The organism is Acuticoccus sediminis, from assembly GCF_003258595.1.
In the GTDB taxonomy this organism is placed as follows: domain Bacteria; phylum Pseudomonadota; class Alphaproteobacteria; order Rhizobiales; family Amorphaceae; genus Acuticoccus; species Acuticoccus sediminis.
Genome location: NZ_QHHQ01000002.1, coordinates 1,179,978 through 1,200,045, shown reverse-complemented (window position 1 = coordinate 1,200,045; position 20,068 = coordinate 1,179,978). Strand labels below are relative to the sequence as shown.

The 20,068-nt window shown below is 72.4% G+C and carries 14 protein-coding genes; 11 read left to right on the top strand and 3 right to left on the bottom strand.

Going from position 1 to position 20,068, the window contains the following annotated elements; genetic code table 11:
* The first annotated feature begins 120 nt into the window (after window positions 1-120).
* From DLJ53_RS13270 to DLJ53_RS13220, 11 genes are all read left to right on the top strand, one after another.
* Entirely contained in the window at window positions 121-1,554 is a 1,434-nt protein-coding gene (locus DLJ53_RS13270; RefSeq protein ID WP_111345850.1) for a pyridoxal phosphate-dependent decarboxylase family protein, read from the top strand.
* Window positions 1,555-2,039: 485 nt separating this feature from the next.
* Window positions 2,040-3,551, top strand: a complete 1,512-nt coding sequence (locus DLJ53_RS13265; RefSeq protein WP_162409179.1) for a hypothetical protein — start codon at window positions 2,040-2,042, stop codon at window positions 3,549-3,551.
* Window positions 3,552-3,570: 19 nt separating this feature from the next.
* Complete coding sequence (locus DLJ53_RS13260) at window positions 3,571-4,680, top strand: hypothetical protein (RefSeq protein ID WP_111345846.1); 1,110 nt, start codon at window positions 3,571-3,573, stop codon at window positions 4,678-4,680.
* A gap of 36 nt (window positions 4,681-4,716) precedes the next feature.
* The gene (locus tag DLJ53_RS13255) at window positions 4,717-6,174 is read left to right on the top strand and encodes a hypothetical protein (protein WP_111345844.1); all 1,458 of its coding nucleotides are present in this window, start codon (window positions 4,717-4,719) and stop codon (window positions 6,172-6,174) included.
* A gap of 9 nt (window positions 6,175-6,183) precedes the next feature.
* A complete protein-coding gene (locus tag DLJ53_RS13250) occupies window positions 6,184-7,470 on the top strand; it encodes a radical SAM/SPASM domain-containing protein (protein WP_111345842.1) in 1,287 nt (428 codons plus the stop codon).
* Window positions 7,470-9,404: a ferritin-like domain-containing protein gene (locus DLJ53_RS13245; protein WP_162409178.1), complete on the top strand. Its 1,935-nt coding sequence runs from the start codon at window positions 7,470-7,472 to the stop codon at window positions 9,402-9,404. The genes DLJ53_RS13250 and DLJ53_RS13245 overlap by 1 nt, the downstream gene beginning before the upstream one ends.
* A 56-nt stretch (window positions 9,405-9,460) precedes the next feature.
* Entirely contained in the window at window positions 9,461-10,513 is a 1,053-nt protein-coding gene (locus tag DLJ53_RS13240; RefSeq protein WP_111345838.1) for an NAD(P)/FAD-dependent oxidoreductase, read from the top strand.
* Between the two features lie 27 nt (window positions 10,514-10,540).
* Window positions 10,541-11,890 (top strand): hypothetical protein, encoded by a 1,350-nt coding sequence (locus tag DLJ53_RS13235; RefSeq protein WP_111345836.1) that lies wholly within the window; start codon window positions 10,541-10,543, stop codon window positions 11,888-11,890.
* 21 nt (window positions 11,891-11,911) lie between these two features.
* On the top strand, window positions 11,912-12,589 hold the full coding sequence (locus tag DLJ53_RS13230; protein WP_111345834.1) for a hypothetical protein: 678 nt from the start codon (window positions 11,912-11,914) through the stop codon (window positions 12,587-12,589).
* A complete protein-coding gene (locus DLJ53_RS13225) occupies window positions 12,586-14,547 on the top strand; it encodes a LodA/GoxA family CTQ-dependent oxidase (protein ID WP_111345832.1) in 1,962 nt (653 codons plus the stop codon). Before DLJ53_RS13230 ends, DLJ53_RS13225 begins: the two co-directional genes overlap by 4 nt.
* Before the next feature lie 2 nt (window positions 14,548-14,549).
* Window positions 14,550-15,629, top strand: coding sequence for an NAD(P)/FAD-dependent oxidoreductase (locus DLJ53_RS13220; RefSeq protein ID WP_162409177.1), 1,080 nt, complete (start codon window positions 14,550-14,552; stop codon window positions 15,627-15,629).
* Between the two features lie 15 nt (window positions 15,630-15,644).
* Here DLJ53_RS13220 and DLJ53_RS13215 read toward each other — a convergent pair whose 3' ends face one another.
* From DLJ53_RS13215 to DLJ53_RS13205, 3 genes are all read right to left on the bottom strand, one after another.
* A complete protein-coding gene (locus tag DLJ53_RS13215; RefSeq protein ID WP_146619948.1) occupies window positions 15,645-16,100 on the bottom strand; it encodes a hypothetical protein in 456 nt (151 codons plus the stop codon).
* Window positions 16,101-16,226: 126 nt separating this feature from the next.
* A complete protein-coding gene (locus tag DLJ53_RS13210) occupies window positions 16,227-18,596 on the bottom strand; it encodes a phosphatase PAP2 family protein (RefSeq protein ID WP_146619947.1) in 2,370 nt (789 codons plus the stop codon).
* 406 nt (window positions 18,597-19,002) lie between these two features.
* Window positions 19,003-20,010, bottom strand: a complete 1,008-nt coding sequence (locus DLJ53_RS13205; protein WP_162409176.1) for an AraC family transcriptional regulator — start codon at window positions 20,008-20,010, stop codon at window positions 19,003-19,005.
* Between the last annotated feature and the right edge of the window lie 58 nt (window positions 20,011-20,068).

Genomic DNA, 20,068 nt, shown 5'->3' with positions numbered 1-20,068 from the left:
CGGCGGAGCGCGGCCCGGCCGGGCCGTCGGGCATGGACATGCGGCGGCGCAGGCGCCAGAGCCGGCGCGACGCCGGCCGGCGTTTCGCGCGGGGGCGGAGTGGGACGGAAGGAGCTTGTGATGGACCCGGAGAGTTTTCGTCGGCACGGCCACGCGCTGATCGACTGGATCGCCGACTACCATGCCGGACTGGGCGACCGGCCGGTGCAGCCGCCGACGCATCCCGGCGATGTGCGAGCGCTGCTGCCGTCGGCGCCGCCGCAGGAGGGGGAGCCGTTCGAGGCCTGCCTCGCCGACATCGACGCGATCGTCGCGCCGCACCTGACCCATTGGCAGCATCCGCGCTTCTTCGGCTTCTTCCCCGGCAACGCGCTGCTGGCCGGGGTCCTCGGCGACATGGCGAGCACGGGGCTCGGTGTCCTCGGCCTCTCCTGGCAGTCCTCCCCGGCGCTGAGCGAGGTGGAGGAGGTGACGGTCGACTGGTTCCGCCAGATGGTCGGCCTCTCGGACGGGTGGCGCGGCGTCATCAACGACACCGCGTCGACGAGCACCCTCGTCGCGCTCATGTGCGCGCGCGAACGGTCCACCGCGTTCAGCCTGGCGCGGGGCGGCATGCAGGGCGAGGAGAGGCGGCACATCGTCTACGCCTCCGCCGGCAGCCACTCCTCGGTGGAGAAGGGCGCGCTCCTCGCCGGCTACGGGCGGGAAAACATCCGCAACGTACCGCTCGACGAGCGGCAGGGCATGCGGGCGGACGTGCTGCGCTCCCTCGTCGAGGCGGACATCGCGGCGGGGCACGTCCCTTCGGCCATCGTCGCCTGCGTCGGCGGCACGGCGACCGCCTCCTTCGACCCCATCGCCGACTGCGCCGGGATCGCCCGCGAGCACGGCCTGTGGCTCCACGTCGACGCGGCGATGGCGGGGGCGGCGATGATCCTGCCCGAATGCAGGTGGATGTGGGAGGGCGTCGAGGGCGCCGACAGCCTCGTCATCAACGCGCACAAGTGGATCGGCGTGCCGTTCGACTGCTCGCTCTACTACGTGCGGGACGAGGAGCACCTCGTGCGCGTGATGTCGACCAATCCGTCCTTCCTGCAGTCGCCGGTGGACGGGGAGGTGCGCAACCTCCGCGACCTCGGCATCCCGCTCGGCCGCCGGTTCCGCGCGCTCAAGCTCTGGTTCGTCATCCGCGAGCAGGGCGTTGCCGGACTGATGGCGCGGCTGAGGCGCGATCTCGCCAACGCCAAGCGCTTCGCGGCGGTCGTGGAGACCACGCCGGACTGGCGCGTGCTGGCGCCGGTCGACCTCCAGACCGTGTGCCTGCGCCACCAGCCGGCCGGCCTCACCGGCGAGGCGCTCGACCGTCACACGAGGGCGTGGGCCGACGCGGTGAACCGTTCCGGCGAGGCGTACCTGACGCCGGCGACCCTCGACGGCCGATGGATGGTCCGCGTCTCGATCGGCGCGCTGGGCACCGAGTGGCCCGACATCGAGGCGCTGTGGGCGACGATGCGGCGCTGCGCCGCCGAGGACATGGCCGAAGCCCTCGGCTGACCCGGTCGCCGCGCGGCGCGCCGACACCCGATGAGGGCACCGGCGGGACGGGGAATGCCGTCCCGCTCAGGGACTTGGCATCCCCGTCGATGGCGCGGTCGGGCGGCCCCGGACGTGCCAATCGCAAAGAGGTGATGCACATCTATATTGCTCAACCTCGCAATTAGAGATACTATTTTATCTATATTCACTGGTCACTCCCGAATGGGAGTGCTGCCCGACCGAGCATTTCAGGTCGGGATGTACTAGCGCTCGTGTTTGCGACAGTCTGCGATTGTTGGAAATATTTACGGGAGCTCGAAATTAATATTTACGCTAAGCGCGAGCTTTTGCCGGATGGTAGAGCTGCCGATCAACACGCAGGCCTGGGACTGCCCCAAGGCGAACACGGATCGACGACGCGGGCCGGAGCGGATGTTGCGATTGCAGCGACCGCCCCGGTCCTGCGCATGATCGTCGGCCTCGACACCCCACCGGGACAGGTGATGACGGACGCCGAGCTCGACGCTCTGGCCGACCCGTTCGCCGTGCTCGCGCTGCGCCGCGGCGAGCGTCCGCAGTCGGTGGATGCCGTCGTCGCGCTCCTCGCTGCCGCGTCTGCGCGTCCCGAGTTCGCCGCGAGCGCGGTGCCGGAGCGGCTGAGCTTCGTCGTCGGCGAGGGCGGGCAGATCCCGTTCACCGACGCGACCGCGCGGCTCGCCCGCGCGCTGCGCTTCGTCGTCGTCCTGCGCGGCGCGGCGGGGCCGGACGGGCCGCCCGTGGTCATGATCAGCCTCGACGACCGGCCGGGCGCCGGCGACGGCCTCCTGCAGATCCTCGGCTGGGACCCCGAAAAGCGTGCCTACAACTTCTACCAGCGGCGACAGGGCGTCTGGTTCCACTCCGGCGACGGAACCCGCGCGCTGAACCCGCCGACGCGCATGACCGGACCGTTCGACGGACACGTCAACGGCTCGCTGGTGATGAAGGAGCTGCGCCAGCCGTGGCTGCACTGGCAGAGCCAGACCGTCGGCATCGCGCGCGAGGCGTTCGCGCCGGGCCATCCGATCGTGAACCACCCGTTCTTCACCGAGGCGCGGGGCGCGGAGATCCTCGAGACGCAGGTCATCGTCCCGGGCATCCGCCGCTGGACGAAGGCGCGGCTCGACTCCGCGACCGATGGCGGCCGCATCCGTGGCGCGCGGACGCTCTTCCGGCAGGTGGTCGAGACCACCACCGTCAATCTCGTCGCCTCGCCGACCGAGTTCTCGCTGATCGACGACACGACGGCCGTCACCGTCCCCCTCGAGATCCACCTCAACCGCGAGTTCTGGACCGCGGCCGACATCCTCGACCCGCTGGCGATCCGGGGCCGCACGACCGTTCCCGGCGCGCTCTACCGGGCGGCGGTCGCCGAGCTTGGCGTGGAGCTGCGCGAGCAACGCTCGGGGTTCGCCCGCCCGGGCGACAGCTTCTTCGTGCTCGCCTGCCCGGCTCCGGCGTTCGAGGATCTCGACGTGATCATGACGCTGATCGAGCGCGGGGTGCTGAGCCGGCGGTTCGCCCGCGCGCTGCTCGCGGTGGACTTCGCCAACCCGATCCAGTCGGCCCGCCGCGCCACCCTCCTGCGCCACTTTCCGGACGAGGGCGCGGCCGGAACCGGCGACGGCTCGGTCGAGGCCGCGGCGCTCGCCTCGCTGGCCGCCGCCGCGGCCGGATCGCCGGGCTCGGTGGAGGCCGAGGTCGTCGCGCGGATGGAGGGCGACGAGGCCGCGTCCCGAACCGCGCTCGGCGAGGAGCTGGCGGCCTACGTCGCCGCCGTGCGGGCGCGCCTCGCAACGCCTGAAGGCGCCCACGACCTCGTCCGGCTGGTCGCCTCGCGGCGGCGCTACTTCAGAACCCTCGGCGTGTCGGAGTTCGACCTGACGCTGCCCTTCTCCAGCGAGCCGGAGGACGCCGACCCGCTCGAGATGGTGGCCGACGGGACCGTGCGCGCCGCCCCCAACCTGATCTCTTAGACACGAGGCCGAGGACGCCATGGCGACGTTTTTCTCCCCGCCCGGCGGGTTGACCGACCTGAACGAGGTCGCGCTGGACGATTGGGACAAGGAGGTCCGAAGCTACTTCGAGAGCTCGACCCAGACCCCGATCGCGACGTTTGCCGGACCGCGCAACCAGTTCTTCAACCCCGCCGACGGCATCGAGGACGATGCCGTCACCCAGCCCGTCGGCTGGGCCGCGTTCCCGCTCCCCATCACGACCGCCTCCGCGTCCGACGAGGAGCGCTGGGTCATCGGCGACGAATCGCGGAGCGGTCAGGTCGAATACTGCGAGTGGAGCGTCGACCGGGCCGAGGACGGAACGATCGTGCGCATCACCTTCACCTGCGAGGACCGCGAGTATTTCCGTCTCCTCGCCCGCCACCAGCCGGAGACCGTGCTGGACCTCTACCGCGAGCACGTCTCGCCGCAGGTGGAGCGGCGGGACATCTTCGACGCCGCCGGCCGGTACCTGACGCAGAACCGCTGGAACGCCAACTCGAGCACCGGCGCGATGCACATGATCGCCGCGCCCAACACCATCGGCGCGGCGATCGAACTCGCGGCGGGTGCCAGCGTCGTGCGGGCGCGGCCGGACGGCAGCGTCATGACCGGTGCGCAGGAGCTGATCCGCTGCGGCGCCTACGGCGTCCCCAACCGGCACAGCGACCCGACCATCGGCGAGGCGATCAACGATCTGGCGCGGGCGGGCCACACGGTCTCGCTCGCCGACCCGCCGGAACTCTCCTTCGAGAGCATCTCCTTCACCGGGTGGAGCCTTCCCGGCGGTGCTTCGCCGGAAACGGTGTGGCGCTTCACGCGCGGCGTCGAGGGACATCACGTGCGCGGGGTGCTCGAGGTGCCGGAGGGCGCCGGCTTCGGCATCGGCGACATCGAGATCGACGGCCAGCCGATCCGCTTCGGCGGGCAGGTGGCGGACAAGATCCGCATCAAGGTGGTGGGCCTCGCCCACAGGCTCGGGCAGGCGGTGGTGCGCCCGCTCGGCGGCTGCTTCGGCGCCCCGCTTCCGTCGGGCGCACAACCGGAGTCGCTCGGCGCCGGGCCGCCGGCCGCGATGGGGCGCGCGGCGATCCACACGCGCATCTGAGACCGGACCGCAACGAGGGGAGGGAGGTCGACGCCGATGATCGTCATCAACAAGGTGTGGCTCCTGCCGCCGCTGGCGTTCGGCCGCGTCGGGTCCGCCGGCCGGCCCTGCCAGGCCTATTCGTGGTCGGCACCGCCGGTGTCGCCGGACATCTCGTCCAAGACGACGCTCGTCCCCGAGGACACGATCGACCTCGACGCGGACGGCAACGCCACCGTCACCCCGGCCGACGCCTTCGGCGCGATCGCGCTGAAGGACGATGACGACCGTTTCTTTCCCGTCTGCCCCTTCTTCGAGCTGCACGGTGCGTGGACGGACGACGGGACCGAGCACGAGGGGCCGGTCACCGAGGCGGTGCTGAACGGCGCCGGCCTCGGGCTCGGCGACGTCATGTGGTCCGTCACCGTCGCCAACCTGAAGCCCTACCACTACACGCTGCGGGACGGAGACCGGGTGGAGGCGACCGCCGAGGCGGCCGCGACCGACACCGTGCGCAAGTCCCTCGCGGCCGGCTCGCCGGGACCGGAGGCGCAGCGGCTGGTGCCGTCCGGCGCGGCGGTCGTCCTCGGCGCGATTCAGGCCGTGCGTCCGTCGGCGGAGCTGCCGGGGCTGCGGCTGAGGGTGTATGCGCCCGCCGGCGTCGTCTACGGGCCGACGGACCTCGCCGCCCGGATCGCCGCCGACCCGCAGTGGCGCGACTTCCAGCTCCCGGCGGAGCGGCGCGTCCTCAACCCGCAGTCCGGGTGGGCGACGGCGATCATCGGCGGGCTCGGCGCGCCGGGTCCGGTGCCGCGGGACCAGCGCGTGTCGCCGCAGGGCCTCGCCGCGACCCTGCGGGGCGGACGCTCGGTCGGCCTCGTCGACGACGTCAGCGACGGGCTGGTGCGCTGCACCGTCGCCGGCTTGCCGACGGCGTTCGCGCGCGTCGCCGTCGGCCCGCCGGACTTCGCGCCCGCCGCACGGCCCTTCGTGTCGCTCCAGGACGGTCTCGCCGACCGGATGCGCCGCACCGACGTCGCCGATGCCGCCCTGTCGATGGATGAGCTGGAGGCCGTCGTCGGCGACATCCTGGAGCGCGCGCTCGAGACCTCCGACATGATGAACAAGGACGCCCAGGCCGGCCGCTCGCGCGCCACCAACGGAACCCCCGGGCTGCCGCCGCCGTCCGCCGACGCCGAAGCGCCGCCGATCGGCACGATGTGGCCCGCCGCGGCGGTCGACGGCAACCTCGCGACCCGCGTCGACAGCATGCCGGTGACCTTCGCCGGCAACCGCAAGCACCGGCGCCTCAACGCGCTGCAATACCTCAAGGACCGCCTGCGCGACGACCCGTCCTTCGTGGAGCGCTGGCTGCGCCCGCCGCGCGACCAGTTCGGCGTGTTCGACCGGCGCATGCCGGCGCTGATGCGCGGCTCGGACGGTCAGCCCATGCACCTCAGCCGCCGGCAGTACGAGCTGGTGCGGCTGTGGAGCCGCAAGGTCACGGGGGTCTGAGGTCGAGCGATGGTCGATGTCCTTCCCTTCGCGAGTGCGGTCGGCCGGCATGCCCTTTTCGTCGACGGCAGCCGCATCTACGACGTCGACGAGGAGACGTTCGAAGACATCCTGGCGGGCCGCTTCGACGCGGCGCCGGCGCTGGCGGCCCGCCCGTACGTCGACGGGGTCGCGCCGGCCCCGCCGCCGCTCCACGCGCTGTCCCTCAACGTGGCGCAGGCCTGCAACCTCGCCTGCCGCTACTGCTACGCCGACCGCGGTCACTTCGGCGAGGCGACGAAGGTGATGTCCGCCGAGACGGCGATCCGCGCCGTCGAGCTGCTGCTGCGCGAGGCCGAGCCGGCGGGGCGGGCGGTGCTCGGCTTCATGGGCGGCGAGCCGCTTCTCAACCGGCCGCTGGTGCGCGCGGTGACGGAGTGGGCGAGCGGGGAGGCCGCACGGCGGGGGATCGACCTGCGCTTCTCCCTCACCACCAACGCGACCATGGTGACAGAGGACGACGCCGCGTTCTTCGCCGCCCACCGCTTCACCGCCAACGTCAGCCTCGACGGTCCCGCCGCCGTCAACGATGCCCTGCGGCCCGACAAGAGGGGCCGCGGCAGCACGGCGGCGGCCCGCGAGGGCCTCGCGCGCCTTCTGGCCGCGGACGGGGCGCGCGTCAGCATCCGCGCGACCGTCACGCCGCGCAGCGGGCCGCTGCTCGCGACCCTTCGGGACCTCGTCGCGACGGGCGCCGAATCGGTCGGCTTTGCCCCCGTCCTCGTCTCGCCCGATCCGGACTACGCCTTCGACCGGGACGACATCGCCGGCCTCCTCGCTGAGATGATCACGTGCGGGGAGGCCGCGCGCGACGCGATCCTCGCCGGCGGCGACCTGCCGTTCTCGAACTTCACCATCGCGCTCGGCGAGATCGCCCGCGGCACGCACCGCCCGTACCCGTGCGGGGCGGGAGCGGGGTACGGCTCGGTCGCCGCGGACGGCGGGCTCTACGCCTGCCACCGCGCGGTCAACGACGACCGCTTCGCCATGGGTGACGTCCTCGCCGGGCCGGACCATGCGCGGCGGTCGGCCTTCCTCGCGTCGCGCCACGTCCTCGCGCAGGAGCCCTGCCGGAGCTGCTGGGCCCGCTTCATGTGCGGCGGCGGCTGCCACCACGAGGTCGTCGAGCGCGGACGGCCGGCCTGCGACTACATCCGCGGCTGGCTGACCTTCCTGCTCGCCAGCTACGCCGAGATCAGCACCCTTCGGCCGGACTATTTCGCTGGTCCGCCCGCCAACGACAAGGGAGTGGGATGATGCCGACACCGCCGCCGCGGAAGCTCTATCCGCGCAATTCCACCGCCCGCAGCCACCCGGTCGTCGCCGGCAATCCGGTGACGACGCGCCCGGAAAGCGGCGTCGACAACTCGTTCCCCGGCCTCGAGTTCGACCAGCGCAACCTCGACAAGCGCTTCTTCCCGGGTCTGGAGTTCGAGCTGCACGCCCAGGCGGTCCTTCGCACCATCGACCCTGCCCGCGCGGCACCGATCCACGCTGCGCTCGCCGGCGACCTCCCCGCCGGCATCGTCCTCGTCGCGGTCGCCGGCACCTTCGGCGAGGCGGCGGAGGAGGTGGCACAGATCGGGCCGTCCGGAGGCTTGCAGGACTGGCGGGTGGTGCACGATCTGTCGCCCGGGCGCGTCGCCCTCGCGCTCGCCCCCTTCGGGAGCGTCGAGCCGCGGGAGCGTATCGTCGAGGCCTTCGTCGCCTACCTCGCCGGCGGCAACCCGGCGATCGAGGTGACGCGCCAGGGCGACGGGCGGCTGCGGTTCGCCTTCGTCACCGGCGAGCGCGCCCGCATCCTCGACGACAACGGCGTCATCGACCCGGACGAGTACCATCCCGGCGACCTGACGCGCAGCCTCTGCTCGCCGTGGCAGTACGACTTCGCCCTGTGCGGCTGCTTCTACTGGGCGTCCAACAAGCCGGATCTCGTCAGTCCCGATGCCGATACGCCGCAGATCGCCAACTTTCAGCGCGACCGCGTCAACCCGCAGCCGATCGTCCCGGTCACGGACTACGGCACATGGCAGTCGCTCGACATTGGCGAGGTCGAGATGATCGAGCGGTGGGAGACGCTGCCGGCGGTCTTCGACGGCATCGAGGGCCGGGCGATGGCGGTGGCGACCGCGCCGCGGCTGCCGGACGAGGACGTGCTCGACCGCGCGACGATCGTGCGGGCCCTGCGCGAACTCGCCACCGTCGAGCACGGGCTGATGGTCGAGTACCTCTACGCCTACTATTCGCTGGACCAGAACGCGTTCGCGGACAACATGGAGTCCCGCCAGCGGGTGGTGTCGGCCGCGCAGACCGTGCTCAGCGTCGCCATCGACGAGATGCGGCACCTGCGCTGGGTCAACGAGATGCTCCTCGCCGTCGGCGAGCGGCACGAGCTCGGCCGGTTCGAGACCCTGCCCGACATCGACCGCGACGGGCGCGGCCTCACCCACACCTTCTCGCTCACCCCGCTCGTGCCCGAGCGGCTCGACTGGTTCATCACCGTGGAGGCGCCCAGCGAGGCGTTCGATCCCGATGCGGCGGACGACACCATCGACGGGATGTACACGCGCCTCCTCCTCAGTATCGAGCAGGGCGACGCGTTCACAGGGGAGGTGAAGGAGCGCCTCCTCCAGCTCATCAAGCTGATCATCGAGGAAGGGCAGGACCACTATCAGCGCTTCCTGCGCGTGCGCGAGCGCCTGCAGGGGCTCGACCCGAACCTCTACATCCGCCTGACGGAGAACCCGGCCCCGCTACCGGCGGCGGCACCCGCGAGCGTGTTCGAGCGGATCGCCAACGTCGCCTATGCGCAGGTAATCGAGCTGCTGGCGCTCGTGTTCACCCCGCGCAACATCGTCGAGGCGGACGCGCTGATCACCGGCGCCCGCGAGCTGATGTACAACCTCGACGAGGCGGCACGGACCGCCGCGGCCAACGGCGGCGCCCCGCTCTTCATACTTCCGGCCGAACCGGCGGTGTCGGGGGGCGTGTCGATGCGCGGACCGGTGACGGAGGCGGCCGCGCCGGTGCCCGTGTCGCCGGCCGAGTTCATCAAGCGCGGCGTCGCTCCCGCGCTGGAGGCGGCGACCGCCGGTCTCGACCCCGCGGCCGACGCCCTTGTCCGCTCGATGCGGGCACGGGTCGCGACGCTGGAAGAGCGTTTCGCCGGCTTCGGCGACGGCGGCCGCTGACCGATGCGCCGCCGGACGTCCGACCGCCCGCCACCTTCCGGCCGCCGGGGACGACCATGTCGCTCGCGCTGATCCGGGGGCGGGGCGTCGCGGGGCTGGTGGCCGCGCGCCGGCTGGCGCGGGCGGGGTGGAGCGTCGTGCTCGCCGGTCCGCCGCACCACTCGGACCGCATCGTCACGCTCGACCCCTCCGTCGTCGACCTGCTGGCGCTGGAACTGGGGAGGGAGGTTCTCGCCGCCGTCGCGCCGGCCCCGATCGCGGTGCGCGAGCTCGCGTGGAGCCCCGGACCGCCGGAAACCGTCCCCGGCGAGCTTGTCGCCGTCCCGCTCCGGTCGCTGACGGCCGCCATGGAGGAGCGCCTGCCGCCGGGCATCACCGTCGTGGAAACACCGCCGGAACGCTCCTTCGACGAGGTCCTCGACGCCACCGGCCGTGGGCGGTCGGCCCGGCTCCGCTCGGGCGCACGCACGGCCTGGGGCTGGACCGTTCCGTTGTCCGGGCCGGTCGGACGCGCGGTCCTCGAGGCGCACTTGGAAGGCTGGGTGTTCGTGGCGCCGGCCGGCGCTCAGGTCTCCGTTCAGGTGGTCCTGCCGGGCGACGGTGGCCACGAGCTGGCCCGGGAACTCGCCCGGCGCACCCTCGCGGGGCGCGGCTGGTCCGCGACGCTGGAGCGGCTTGCCGCGGCGCCTCCCGTCGCCTGCGACGCGACGCCCGCCTTCGGCGACCCCATCGCCCCGTGCGGGGCCATCCTCGTCGGCGACGCGGCATGCGCGGAAGACCCGCTGTCCGGGAGCGGCGTCGGCCGGGCCGTTCGCGGCGCGGTGCTCGGCGCGGCGGTGGCGACGGCCGCACCCGGCGACCGGACGGCGGTGCGGCGGCACTACCTGACACGCCTCGCCCTTGCCCACGCGGCCCACCTCGCGGGCGCCGCGGACTTTTACGCCCGATCCCGCTGCGCCGCCGCCTTCGCGCCCGCCGTCGCGGCGATGCGCGACCACGCCCGGCACCTGCGCCGCGAGGTCGCCGCGCCCGCCATCCTGCAGCTGGACGCCTCGCACCGGGACGCCCGGCTCGTGCCCCGGCCGGTTCGGGTCGCGGCAAGTTCATGAACACATTGATGTTTTGAAGGATAGGCCATGGCCGACGAGCACCGAGACCTTGATCCCCGCGACCGCGGCATGGCTCCGGAACCAGCCGTCGAGAGGGCCGCGCCGCCCTGCTGTCCCTACGCCGCGCCGCAGATCCGGCCGGCGCCCGCCGTCGAACTCCGCGCCGCGGCGGGGGCCGCCCCGGGCGACATCGCGATCATCGAGGGCGTCGAGATCGCGCAGGTGGTGCAGAGTCTCGACAACGACGTCCCGCTGATCGCCGGCAAGACCACGATCGTGCGCATCTACGTCGACCCGCAGTCGTTCACCGCGCCCGCCATCGTGACGGGCGAGATCGCATGGCGGCGGGGGACCGGCGGCTGGTCCTTCCTGCCGGCGATGAACCGCGTCGACGTCGGCCCGGCCGTTGCCAGCGACCTTCACGACCGCCGCCACGACGCTGCCGCGAGCCTCAACTTCAAGCTCCCGGCGGACGCCGTGCGGGAGGGCGACCTCAGCATCCGGCTGAACCGCCTCATGGTGCCGGGCGGCGCCGACGTTCCGTTCGACGGTCTCGGCCCCACGGCCGACCTTCCGGGCGTCGAGACGGCGCTGACGGTGAGCTTCCGCGGCGCGCCGGTGCTGCGCATCCGCGCCGTCGGCCTGCGCTACCACAGCGTGCGCGACGCGACGGTCATCACGCCGGACGCCACGCACTTCGCGCACCTGCGCTCCTTCCTCGTGCGGACCTACCCGACGGCGGAGGTGGAGTGGTCGCAGATCGTCGTCGACGGCGACAATCTGGTGCCGCAGGTGGCCGGGGGCTTCCCGGCGTTCCAGTCGAACCTCGTCAACGCGCAGCTCCTCGCGATCCGGGCGCGTGAGGTGGCCTCCGGCCGCGATCCGCGGACCCACTACTACGGCCTCGTCGACTTCGAGGGCGGCAGCAGCTTCATGCGCGGCGCGGCGATCTACGACGAGATGACGGAGGTGTTCGGCCCTGTGGCGTGCGGGCCCTGCGGGGTGCCGTCCTTCTGGGTCTGGGACACCGACCCGACCTTCGCCGACTGGTACGGCTGCCACGAGCTCTCGCACACCTTCCAGCGCCGCCACCCGGGCTTTCCGCCCGCCAACCAGCCGCCTGATCCGCTGGAAAAGACATGGCCCTATCCCGGCGGCTTCATCACCGACAACAGCGTCGCCGAGCAGCGCAAGCACCACGTCGGCTTCGACGTCGGTGATCCGGACCTCGGCCTGCCCATGGCGGCGCTGCCCGGCAGCGTATGGCACGACGTCATGACGTACGCGGACCGGCAGTGGATGTCCGCCTACACCTTCAACGCGATCCTTGACCAACTCCTGCACGAAGACGCGGTGCTCGCACCGCAGATCTCGTGACCGGAACGAGGGGACACGAGCATGCCTGACGATCCCGAGCGCGTGGTCCAGGTCATCGGCAGCCTGGATTTTGCGAAGAAGGCCGGCAAGATCCTCTACGTCCTGCCGTCGAGCCGTGCGCCGACGACGGCGGCCGAGACGCAGCCGCGCCTGGAACGGCCGCGCAAGACGCCGATGATCGAGATCTTCGCCAAGAACGCCGCCGGCGCGACGCTGTCGCAGACCGCCGTCCCGGCCCAGCTTCCGAGCGACGCCCACGACCCGTCCGAGGCGCTGATCGACACGAAGATCCCGGTGCCGGCCGGAACCGTCGCGCTGGAGCTGAAGCTCTCGGGCGAGACCGTCGACACCTTCAGACCCGGGGCGGCGATGCAGGCGCCGGGCGCGGGCGCTCATGCCGAGGCCCCTGGCGTCGATCTCGGCCCGGGCCTTCCGGGCGAGAACGCGCGGATGATGTCGCCGCGGATGAAGATGGCGCCTGCCGACGGGGTGACGTTCACCGTCGAGGTGCTGCCGGAGGGTGAGAGCACCTGGCACACCATCGCCGTCGGCCGCCCGACCGCCGACATGAAGATCGACCGCAACCAGTTCCCGGGCGCCGAGCGGGCCCGCGTGCGGGTCCTGCGCTCCACCGGCTTCGAGGAGCAGGTGGTGGCGGACGATACCGTCGACCTCCGCTTCGACGACAGGACGCCATGACATCGGTAGCCCCCGACGACATCGCCTGGGTCGCCGTCTACCCGCCGATCGGCATCGCCCGCCTCGGCGATGCGACCGGAGCCGACGACTACGTTCTCGCGCCGGAGGTGATCGGCGCGCCGTCCGACCCGCGCGGCGGCTACCAGAGCGCATCCGGCGCCATCAGGCGCCAGGCGGTCCGCTTCCGCATCTACGCCGGGCTGACCTCCGGCGACATCGTCGAACTCGTCCAGGGTCCGGACGTCGCTATCGCGTGGCGGGTCGAGGTCGCCAACCTGAAGGCCGGCTGGTACGCCTTCAATGTCGCGATGGACCTTCCGGCGCAGTACGTCGCGCCCGCGGCGCGCCGAAACGCGGCCTTCCCGGACCGCGCCGCGCTCGACATCCGGCCCGGTGCGCGGACCATCGCCGGCGCGAACGCCCCTCCGCAGCGTTTCGACGACGGAACGTTCGCGGGCCGCCGCGTCGACCTCGGCGAGATCCGGACCGACGGCGACGGGCGGCTTCTCGTCCTCGGCGGCCACGGCCGTTCCGCGCCGATGATCCCCGGAACCGCGGCGGTCACCTTCGCCAACAACGACGGCTGGCACGACGACATCGCCGACGGGCCGGTCCGCGCGACGGTCACCGTGGCCGGGACGCCGTTCGAGGCCGCGCCGGGGTACGTCGTGGTCACACCGCCGAACTACGCGCCGGGCCTTCTCGGCCTCGTCACCATGGACGACGCGGTGCGCGAGACGTTCATGGCGGAGGGCTGGCTGCCGGCACCGGCAACGACCCGCTTCACCGAGGACGTTTGGCCGATCTTCGACCGGCTGACGGGCATGCAGTGGATCAACCACGGCTTCCTCGTCGCCCACGGCGTCGGCTCCCCGCTCGACGCGCGCAACCGGGAGGTCGTGGCGCGCCTCGCCGACGCCGCTCCGGCCAACCGGGGGTGGCGGGAGCGGGTGCTCGCCCTGTTCCGCGACCCGGCCGGGCCGGGCCCCGCCTCGCAGGCCCAGATGCCGATGATCTACGGCGACCTGACGGGCGAGACCAACGACCCCGGGATCGAGTTCCTGACCGTGACCGCCACGCAGTATGCCCACCTGACGCGATGGGCGGCGGGCGATTTCACCGCCGGGACGCTCGACCCGCCGCGCCTTCCCGAATTCGCTTCGCTTCCGCCGGCGGAGCAGGTCGGGCATCTCAACCGGGCGGGACTGACGGAGTGCCTCGGCGGGCCCTTCCATCCCGGGATCGAGCTCACCTGGCCGATGCGGCGGGCGTCCCTCTGGGCGCGGTCCCACACCGCCGCACCGAGGGAATGCGACGCCTACCGCCTCCATCTCGTGCCGGAGGGCACGCCGGTGCGGCAGGACTTCGGCGAGACGCTGACGCGCGACACGTGCCTCGGCCCGAACGGCCCGAACGCCGCCGCCGGTCCCGGCGCGCTGACCCGCTGGCTGGGCGTTCCCTGGCAGACCGACGAGGCCTCCTGCAACTCCTCGGCGGACTACGCGCCGAGCACGTACCTGTCGTTTCCGAGCTTCTGGGGGACGCGGGTGCCCGAGCAGGTGCTCTCCAGCGCCTCCTTCGGACGCGCCTCCAGCCCGGCGGACGAGGCGCTGCCGCTGCAGCGCCTGAAGCACGCGTTCCACCGGGAGGACTGGCTGCGGGACGTGCGGGGGCGCTCCTACCGCGAGCGCATCAACAACATGGTGGCGCTCTGGCAGACGCTCGGCGTGGTGGAACCGGTCGCCGCCCCGCGGGCTCTCGTCGGGGACGGATTTCCCGGGGTGCTGCATGTCGAGGTCGGCCGCGACCGCCGCAACGCGGGGTCTGACCCGAAGATCGACTTCGTCGATGCCGTCGAGGGGCTCGTCGGGGAGGCGCCCGTGGTCGAGGCGGCCGGCCCCGCGCCGGCCGAGCCGGTCGTGCCGCCACGGCACCGGTTCCGTCAGGGCGAGGTCTGACGGTGGTTCGGCCGGCCGGGCGAGGGGTCTATGACGTCGCGGTCGCCGGTGGCGGACCCGCGGGTGCCGCCACGGCGGCGATCCTCGCCGGGATGGGCTGCCGCGTCGTCCTGCTCGACGCGCGCGACGCCAGGGTCCCGCACCGTCCTGCGCCGGGCGAGGTGCTGACCCCCAACGCCGTCCCGGCGCTGGCGGCGCTGGACCTTCTGGAGAGGCTGGAGGGCGATCCGGACCTCGCCCGTCCCCTCCACGCCATCGTGCGGCGCTGGCCGGGCCGGCCGGTGGAGACCGAACCGCTCATCGGCGCGCCGGGAGGCCGTGGCTTCGTCGTCGACCGGCCTCGCTTCGATGTGATGCTCCTCGCCCGGTGCGAGGCGGCCGGAGTCACCGTCCGACGGGCGACACGCGTCATGCGGCTGACCCGCGCCGACGGCTGGCGCCTCGGGACGGACGCCGGAGAGACCGTCCGCGCGGCGGTCGTCGTCGACGCGACGGGGCGGGCGGCGCGCGTTGCCCGTCAGGTCAGCGCGCGACGTGTTGCGGGACACCGGCTCATCGCGCTGTGCGGCACGTGCGACGCGGCCATCCGCGCCGGGACGCTCGTCGTTGCCGCCTTCGACCGGGCGACGCCGCCGGGCGATCCGGCGGCGGGTGGGTGGTGGTATGCCGTGGCCGCGCCGTCGGGCCTGTCGTTCGCGCTTCTGGGAAGCGACACCGGCGACCTTCGGCGTGGCGCGGGGCGGGACCGTCTCGCCGTGATGGCCGATGCGCTCGGCCTCCCGGCGGAGACCCTCTGCGATGCGCGGCTCCGGGTCGCCGACGCGACACCGAGCCGGCTGAAGCTCGCGTGCGGGCCGGGGTGGCTCGCTGTCGGCGACGCGGCGGCGAGCTTCGACCCGATCGCGAGCCAGGGTCTCGCCAACGCCCTCGCGTCCGCGCCCGAGGCCGCGAAGGCGGCGCTCAGCATGCTGGAATGCGATGCCACTCCGGCGCTCGCCTACGCCGACGCCGTCGCCGCCACGTGGCAGCGGACGGCGGACATCGCGCCCCACTACCAGCCGCGCGTCTTCGAGCGGTCGTGACGGCCGGTCACGACGTCAGGCGTCGGCGAGGGACTCGGCCAGCCTGTCGGGCTGCGCCGCGTCGATGAGCGCGTCGATGTCGTCCGCCTTGAGACCCCGCTCCGCGCCCGCCTTGCGGATCTTTTCCACGAGCGCGTCGGACAGGCGCTGCTGCTCGTCCTCGTCCGCATCCAGGAACCACGCCCGGAAGGTGTCGACGGTGACGTCGCCGGCATATTTGGCGACCCGTTCGATGATCCGGGTCGCGTAGGCCTTCCAGAACGACCTCGTCGCCTCGATCAGCACCGGAACGAGGACGGCCGCGACGAGGGGCAGGCCCTCCTGCTGCGCGGCGCGGTCGCGCTCGGCCAGCACCGCGTCGAGGCTCGCGCCGTCCCTTGTCATCGTCTCGAGGGCGCGCGCCGCCGCCTCGTGACCGCTGCCCTTCAGGATCGCTCCGGACAGGAGGACCGACATGTCGTCTGTCATCATCGCGAACATCCGATTGCTGACATCTGGAACGGGAGAGAGAACGCCGCCGGGCGTGAAGCCCGGTGGCGCCGCCTTTGCCTCAGCCGGCCGGACGGCACGTCCGGCCCCCTCGGCATGTGCGCCGGTCTACGCCGGCACGTGCCGCGTCCACCACGCGTCCGAGGGAACGAGGGCGCCGTTCTCGATGAGGTGCACCGAGCCGCCGCCCTTGCCGTCGCCGCTGATGACCATGCAGTCGTCGTCGAAGGTGGGCAGGCGCATCGTCAGCGGGTCCGAATAGGTGGACATATGCTCCTGCAGGATGCCGACGGCGATACGCTCGCCCAGGCGCAGGCTGTCGTAGTAGTCCGTGTAGTAGTGGACGCCCGCCATGTTGCGGCCGATCGAGATGTTCGCCGCCAGCTTGTCCAGCTCGCCCTGGAGGGTGACGCCCGGGTCGTCGACCTCGGGGGCCAGCATCACGTGCGCGGCGGGATCGTCGGACCGCGGCGGCTGGAAGAGCTTGCCGCCGAGGTGCGGGTACACGCTGGCGAAGGTCCGCCCCTCGAAGAGGCCCTCCGCCGACGCCTTCGCGGCGACGACGGTGGGATCGGCGAGCGGCGAGGCGAGGTGCTTCTCGCCGTCGATCGCGTACGAGGACATCTCGAAGAACGCCTTGAGGATCGTGATGCAGGCACCGGCGACGGTCGCGTGGCCCGCGCCGTAGGAGGCGTGCATCGGCGAGCCTTCCGGGAAGGCCATCGGCAGGAGGTAGTTCTTGTCCGCCGCGATCTCGAACCCGGCCCAGTGGTCGAGGCCGCCGTCGCCGTTCGCCTCGGCTTCGGTGGCGCGGCGGGGGAAGGTCGGCTGCGCGTTCTGCGCCGCGTTGTGCTGGGCGACGAGCGTCAGCAGCGGCTGGAGTTCGGAAACCATCTGCTTGAGGTGCTTCGTCTCCTCCGCGTGGGCGCCGAACGCCGCGTCCGCATGGCCGGAGGCGGCCAGCGTCAGCATGGCGGCAAGCTGCTCGGGCCGGCCGCGCAAGTGGTGCTGGAACTTCTGCCGCCGGACGGCCTTGAGGCCGCGCGTCGCCACCTCCGTCATCAGCGACAGGATGTGCGGTCCGCCGAACGTGGCGAAGGAGCCGCGGGTGGCGTGGTAGGGCCCGCTCGGGAAGCCGTGGTCGAACGGCACCTTGCCGTCCAGCATCAGCAGGCAGGCGACGAAGTAGGCCTGGTAGAGCGCATCGAAGTGGACGTAGGTGGCGAGGGCGCGCGGCGTATGGATGAAGCGCGCCTTCGCGTCGGCGAAGAAGGTCTGGTTCTCGCGCGTGTCGGCGCCGTTCTGGACGTCGAGCCAGAGCGGCCAGTCCGTCATGTAGTCGCGGCCCGGGCGCTGCGCGCTGATGCGCTGGTGGATCGACTGCGCGCCGTAGGTGACGAAGCCGAGCCCGGCCGAGGTCGCCGGCGCGGGCGGGCCGCCGCGTCCGGCGCGGAAGGCGCCTGCGTCCTCCGCGGCGACCGGTGCCTCGACGCCCGGCTGCAGGGTCAGCGGCGCGGTGGTGCGCGGGTCGCGTGCGCTTACGGTGCGCTTCGACGGCACGGGCGCGTCCTGTCCCGGGTCGGCGCCGAGCGAGGCCACCTCCGGCGGTGTCTGGTCGCCGCGCAGCGAGGCCGACCCCATCAGCATGAACTGGGAGAGGTAGGGGCCTTCCTTGGCGCCGTGGGTAGAGCCGCGGAAGAGCTCGTGCGGCGTGAACTGGCCGTTCTTGAAGCGCGCGTTGCGGCGGCGTTCCTCATGCTCGTTCAGCGTCTTGGTGCCGTCCGAGCTGTAGGGCGTCTGCTCCGGATCGAGCCAGGAAAGCCCGGCGAGCGCCTGCTGAACGGCGCCGACGGTGACGCTCGACGGGTTCTGCGGCGTCGCGTTGCCGTTCGCGTCGTAGGTCGGGGCGGTCGCGTCCGGGTCCGTGAAACTGGCGAACGGCACGTCGCGCAGCAAGGCCATGGCGTAGAGCTCGGCCATCTCGGCGCAGAGCTCGGAGAAGGGCAGGCGCGGGGCGGGGGCCATGCCGACGGAGCCGGCGTCCGGTCCCTCGAGGTCGAACACGTGGCCGGCGAGCGGGCTTTCCCAGTTGCGCACCTGCGGCGCCCTGCCGTCAGCGACCACGCTGTAGAAGCGGTGCACGGCGGTGCTGGAATTGCGGTGGCCGGGCCAGGCGCCGCCGGCATCGACCGGTCCGAGCGGCACGTCGAACTCGGCGTTGGTGCCCGGCGCGACGCCCTCCCGGTTGAGGGCCGTCACGAACGCCTTGAAGGCATGGAGATCGACGACGCCGTAGGCATCGTGGGGCAGGCCCTTGTGGTAGTTCGTCAGCGGTGTGCCGTAGCGGTTGATCTCGCCGTTCGGCTTCGTATCGACGCGCGGCCGGCCGGCGGTGATGGCCTTGGCGTTGTCCCGGCGGATCGCGGCGGCGCTGGCGCGGGCAGCCTCGTCGGGCTGGGGCTTCAAATGAATGTTCATCGATTACCGTCACATGCTGAAAAATGAAGGATTGTCGCTCCCGCCTTCGGGGCGGATAGACCCGGAATGTTGAGCCAGGTGTGGCGGACCTCCGTGTGTGCGGTGCAACGTCGCCGCGCGGCCGTCGGTCGGACGTGCGTGCCTTCGCACGGGGCACGTCGGAGCGGCCGCTGGCGGTTCGCGCCGGCGCCCGGGCCGGACCCTTCGGGACCGGTCGGGGCAAGGCGATGGGGCGGACCTTAGGTCGCGCCATCTCGACGGCGGCGGCGCTCCGTCGCTTGGTCGTATTATTGCGCACGGCGGGGCCGGCGAACACAGCCAAACGGGTATCCGCAGGTCGATCGCGCGCTCGTGATCGTCCTGCTGCGGCGGCGCGGCATCGGCCGCACGCGCCGGCCGGATCGCCTCAGGTGTCGCGACGCCAGTGCGCGGGGGAGATGCCCGTGGCGCGCTTGAACGCGCGGCTGAACGCGGCCTCGGACTCGTAGCCGACCTCGACGGCGATCTGCGACAGCGGCTTCGGGCTGGCGCGCAGGAGGTTCGCCGCGCACTGCATGCGCCAGTTGGCGAGATAGGTCATCGGCCCTAGGCCCAGGATCGCGGTGAAGCGCTCCGACAGGACGGTGCGGGAGACGGCGACCTCCCGCGCGAGATCGGCGACGGTCCACGCGCGGGTGAGGTCCGAGTGGAGGAACTGCACCGCGCGGCCGACGATCGGGTCGCGGGCGCCGCTCAGCCACCCCGCGACGGTGCTGTCCTGCGTCCGCGCGTAGCGGCGGATCATCTCGATGAAGATCAGCTCGCTCAGCTTGGCGAGGACGCCGCGGCTGCCGGGTCCCTTCGCGTTGGCCTCGCGCACCGTCGCGCGGATCAGCTGGGGGAGGAGATCGTCTTCGGTCCGCCCGTAGGCGCCGGGGACATGGACCATCCGGGGCAGGGCGGCGATCAGCGGATTGAAGGGCGTCACGTCGCAGCCGAGGAAGCCGCACAGGATCCGTGCCGTCCGGTCCCGGCCTTCCTGGTAGTTGAGGACGAACGGCACGGTCTCGCTGCGGCTCGCGGTCTCGTAGGCGGCAAGGTCCGGCGCGCCGCCGAGGTCGGGGTGGCTGGCGAGGACGTGCGGGTCGCCGTGCGGAAAGGCGACGATGCTGCCGGCGGAGAGGGCGACCGGCGGCTCGCCGTCATCGGCGAGCCGGGCCCAGCAGGTCCCCTCGATGACGACGTGGTACTCGATGACGTGCTGGGCGTCGGCGATCACCGTGTCGCCGATGAGGCTGGTGGCCGGCGCGGCGGCGACCCAGGGGTCGGCGACCTGCACGTCGAAGAAGATCGCGCCGCACAGCCGCACGGTGCGCAGGACGTCGGACAGGAGATCGTACCCGGCGTCGGGCCGCTCGTCAGGTCGATCTCCCATCGGTGATCCTGAAGGCTCGTCGTCCGCCGCACTCCGATGTTTCGGACGACCGGTCATT

What these genes read in the sequence shown, in the direction of transcription:
- DLJ53_RS13270 (WP_111345850.1), top strand. Translation starts at nt 121, where the DNA reads ATGGACCCGGAGAGTTTTCGTCGGCACGGCCACGCGCTGATCGACTGG.
- DLJ53_RS13265 (WP_162409179.1), top strand. Translation starts at nt 2,040, where the DNA reads ATGACGGACGCCGAGCTCGACGCTCTGGCCGACCCGTTCGCCGTGCTC.
- DLJ53_RS13260 (WP_111345846.1), top strand. Translation starts at nt 3,571, where the DNA reads ATGGCGACGTTTTTCTCCCCGCCCGGCGGGTTGACCGACCTGAACGAG.
- DLJ53_RS13255 (WP_111345844.1), top strand. Translation starts at nt 4,717, where the DNA reads ATGATCGTCATCAACAAGGTGTGGCTCCTGCCGCCGCTGGCGTTCGGC.
- DLJ53_RS13250 (WP_111345842.1), top strand. Translation starts at nt 6,184, where the DNA reads ATGGTCGATGTCCTTCCCTTCGCGAGTGCGGTCGGCCGGCATGCCCTT.
- DLJ53_RS13245 (WP_162409178.1), top strand. Translation starts at nt 7,470, where the DNA reads ATGCCGACACCGCCGCCGCGGAAGCTCTATCCGCGCAATTCCACCGCC.
- DLJ53_RS13240 (WP_111345838.1), top strand. Translation starts at nt 9,461, where the DNA reads ATGTCGCTCGCGCTGATCCGGGGGCGGGGCGTCGCGGGGCTGGTGGCC.
- DLJ53_RS13235 (WP_111345836.1), top strand. Translation starts at nt 10,541, where the DNA reads ATGGCCGACGAGCACCGAGACCTTGATCCCCGCGACCGCGGCATGGCT.
- DLJ53_RS13230 (WP_111345834.1), top strand. Translation starts at nt 11,912, where the DNA reads ATGCCTGACGATCCCGAGCGCGTGGTCCAGGTCATCGGCAGCCTGGAT.
- DLJ53_RS13225 (WP_111345832.1), top strand. Translation starts at nt 12,586, where the DNA reads ATGACATCGGTAGCCCCCGACGACATCGCCTGGGTCGCCGTCTACCCG.
- DLJ53_RS13215 (WP_146619948.1), bottom strand. Translation starts at nt 16,100, where the DNA reads ATGATGACAGACGACATGTCGGTCCTCCTGTCCGGAGCGATCCTGAAG.
- DLJ53_RS13210 (WP_146619947.1), bottom strand. Translation starts at nt 18,596, where the DNA reads ATGAACATTCATTTGAAGCCCCAGCCCGACGAGGCTGCCCGCGCCAGC.
- DLJ53_RS13205 (WP_162409176.1), bottom strand. Translation starts at nt 20,010, where the DNA reads ATGGGAGATCGACCTGACGAGCGGCCCGACGCCGGGTACGATCTCCTG.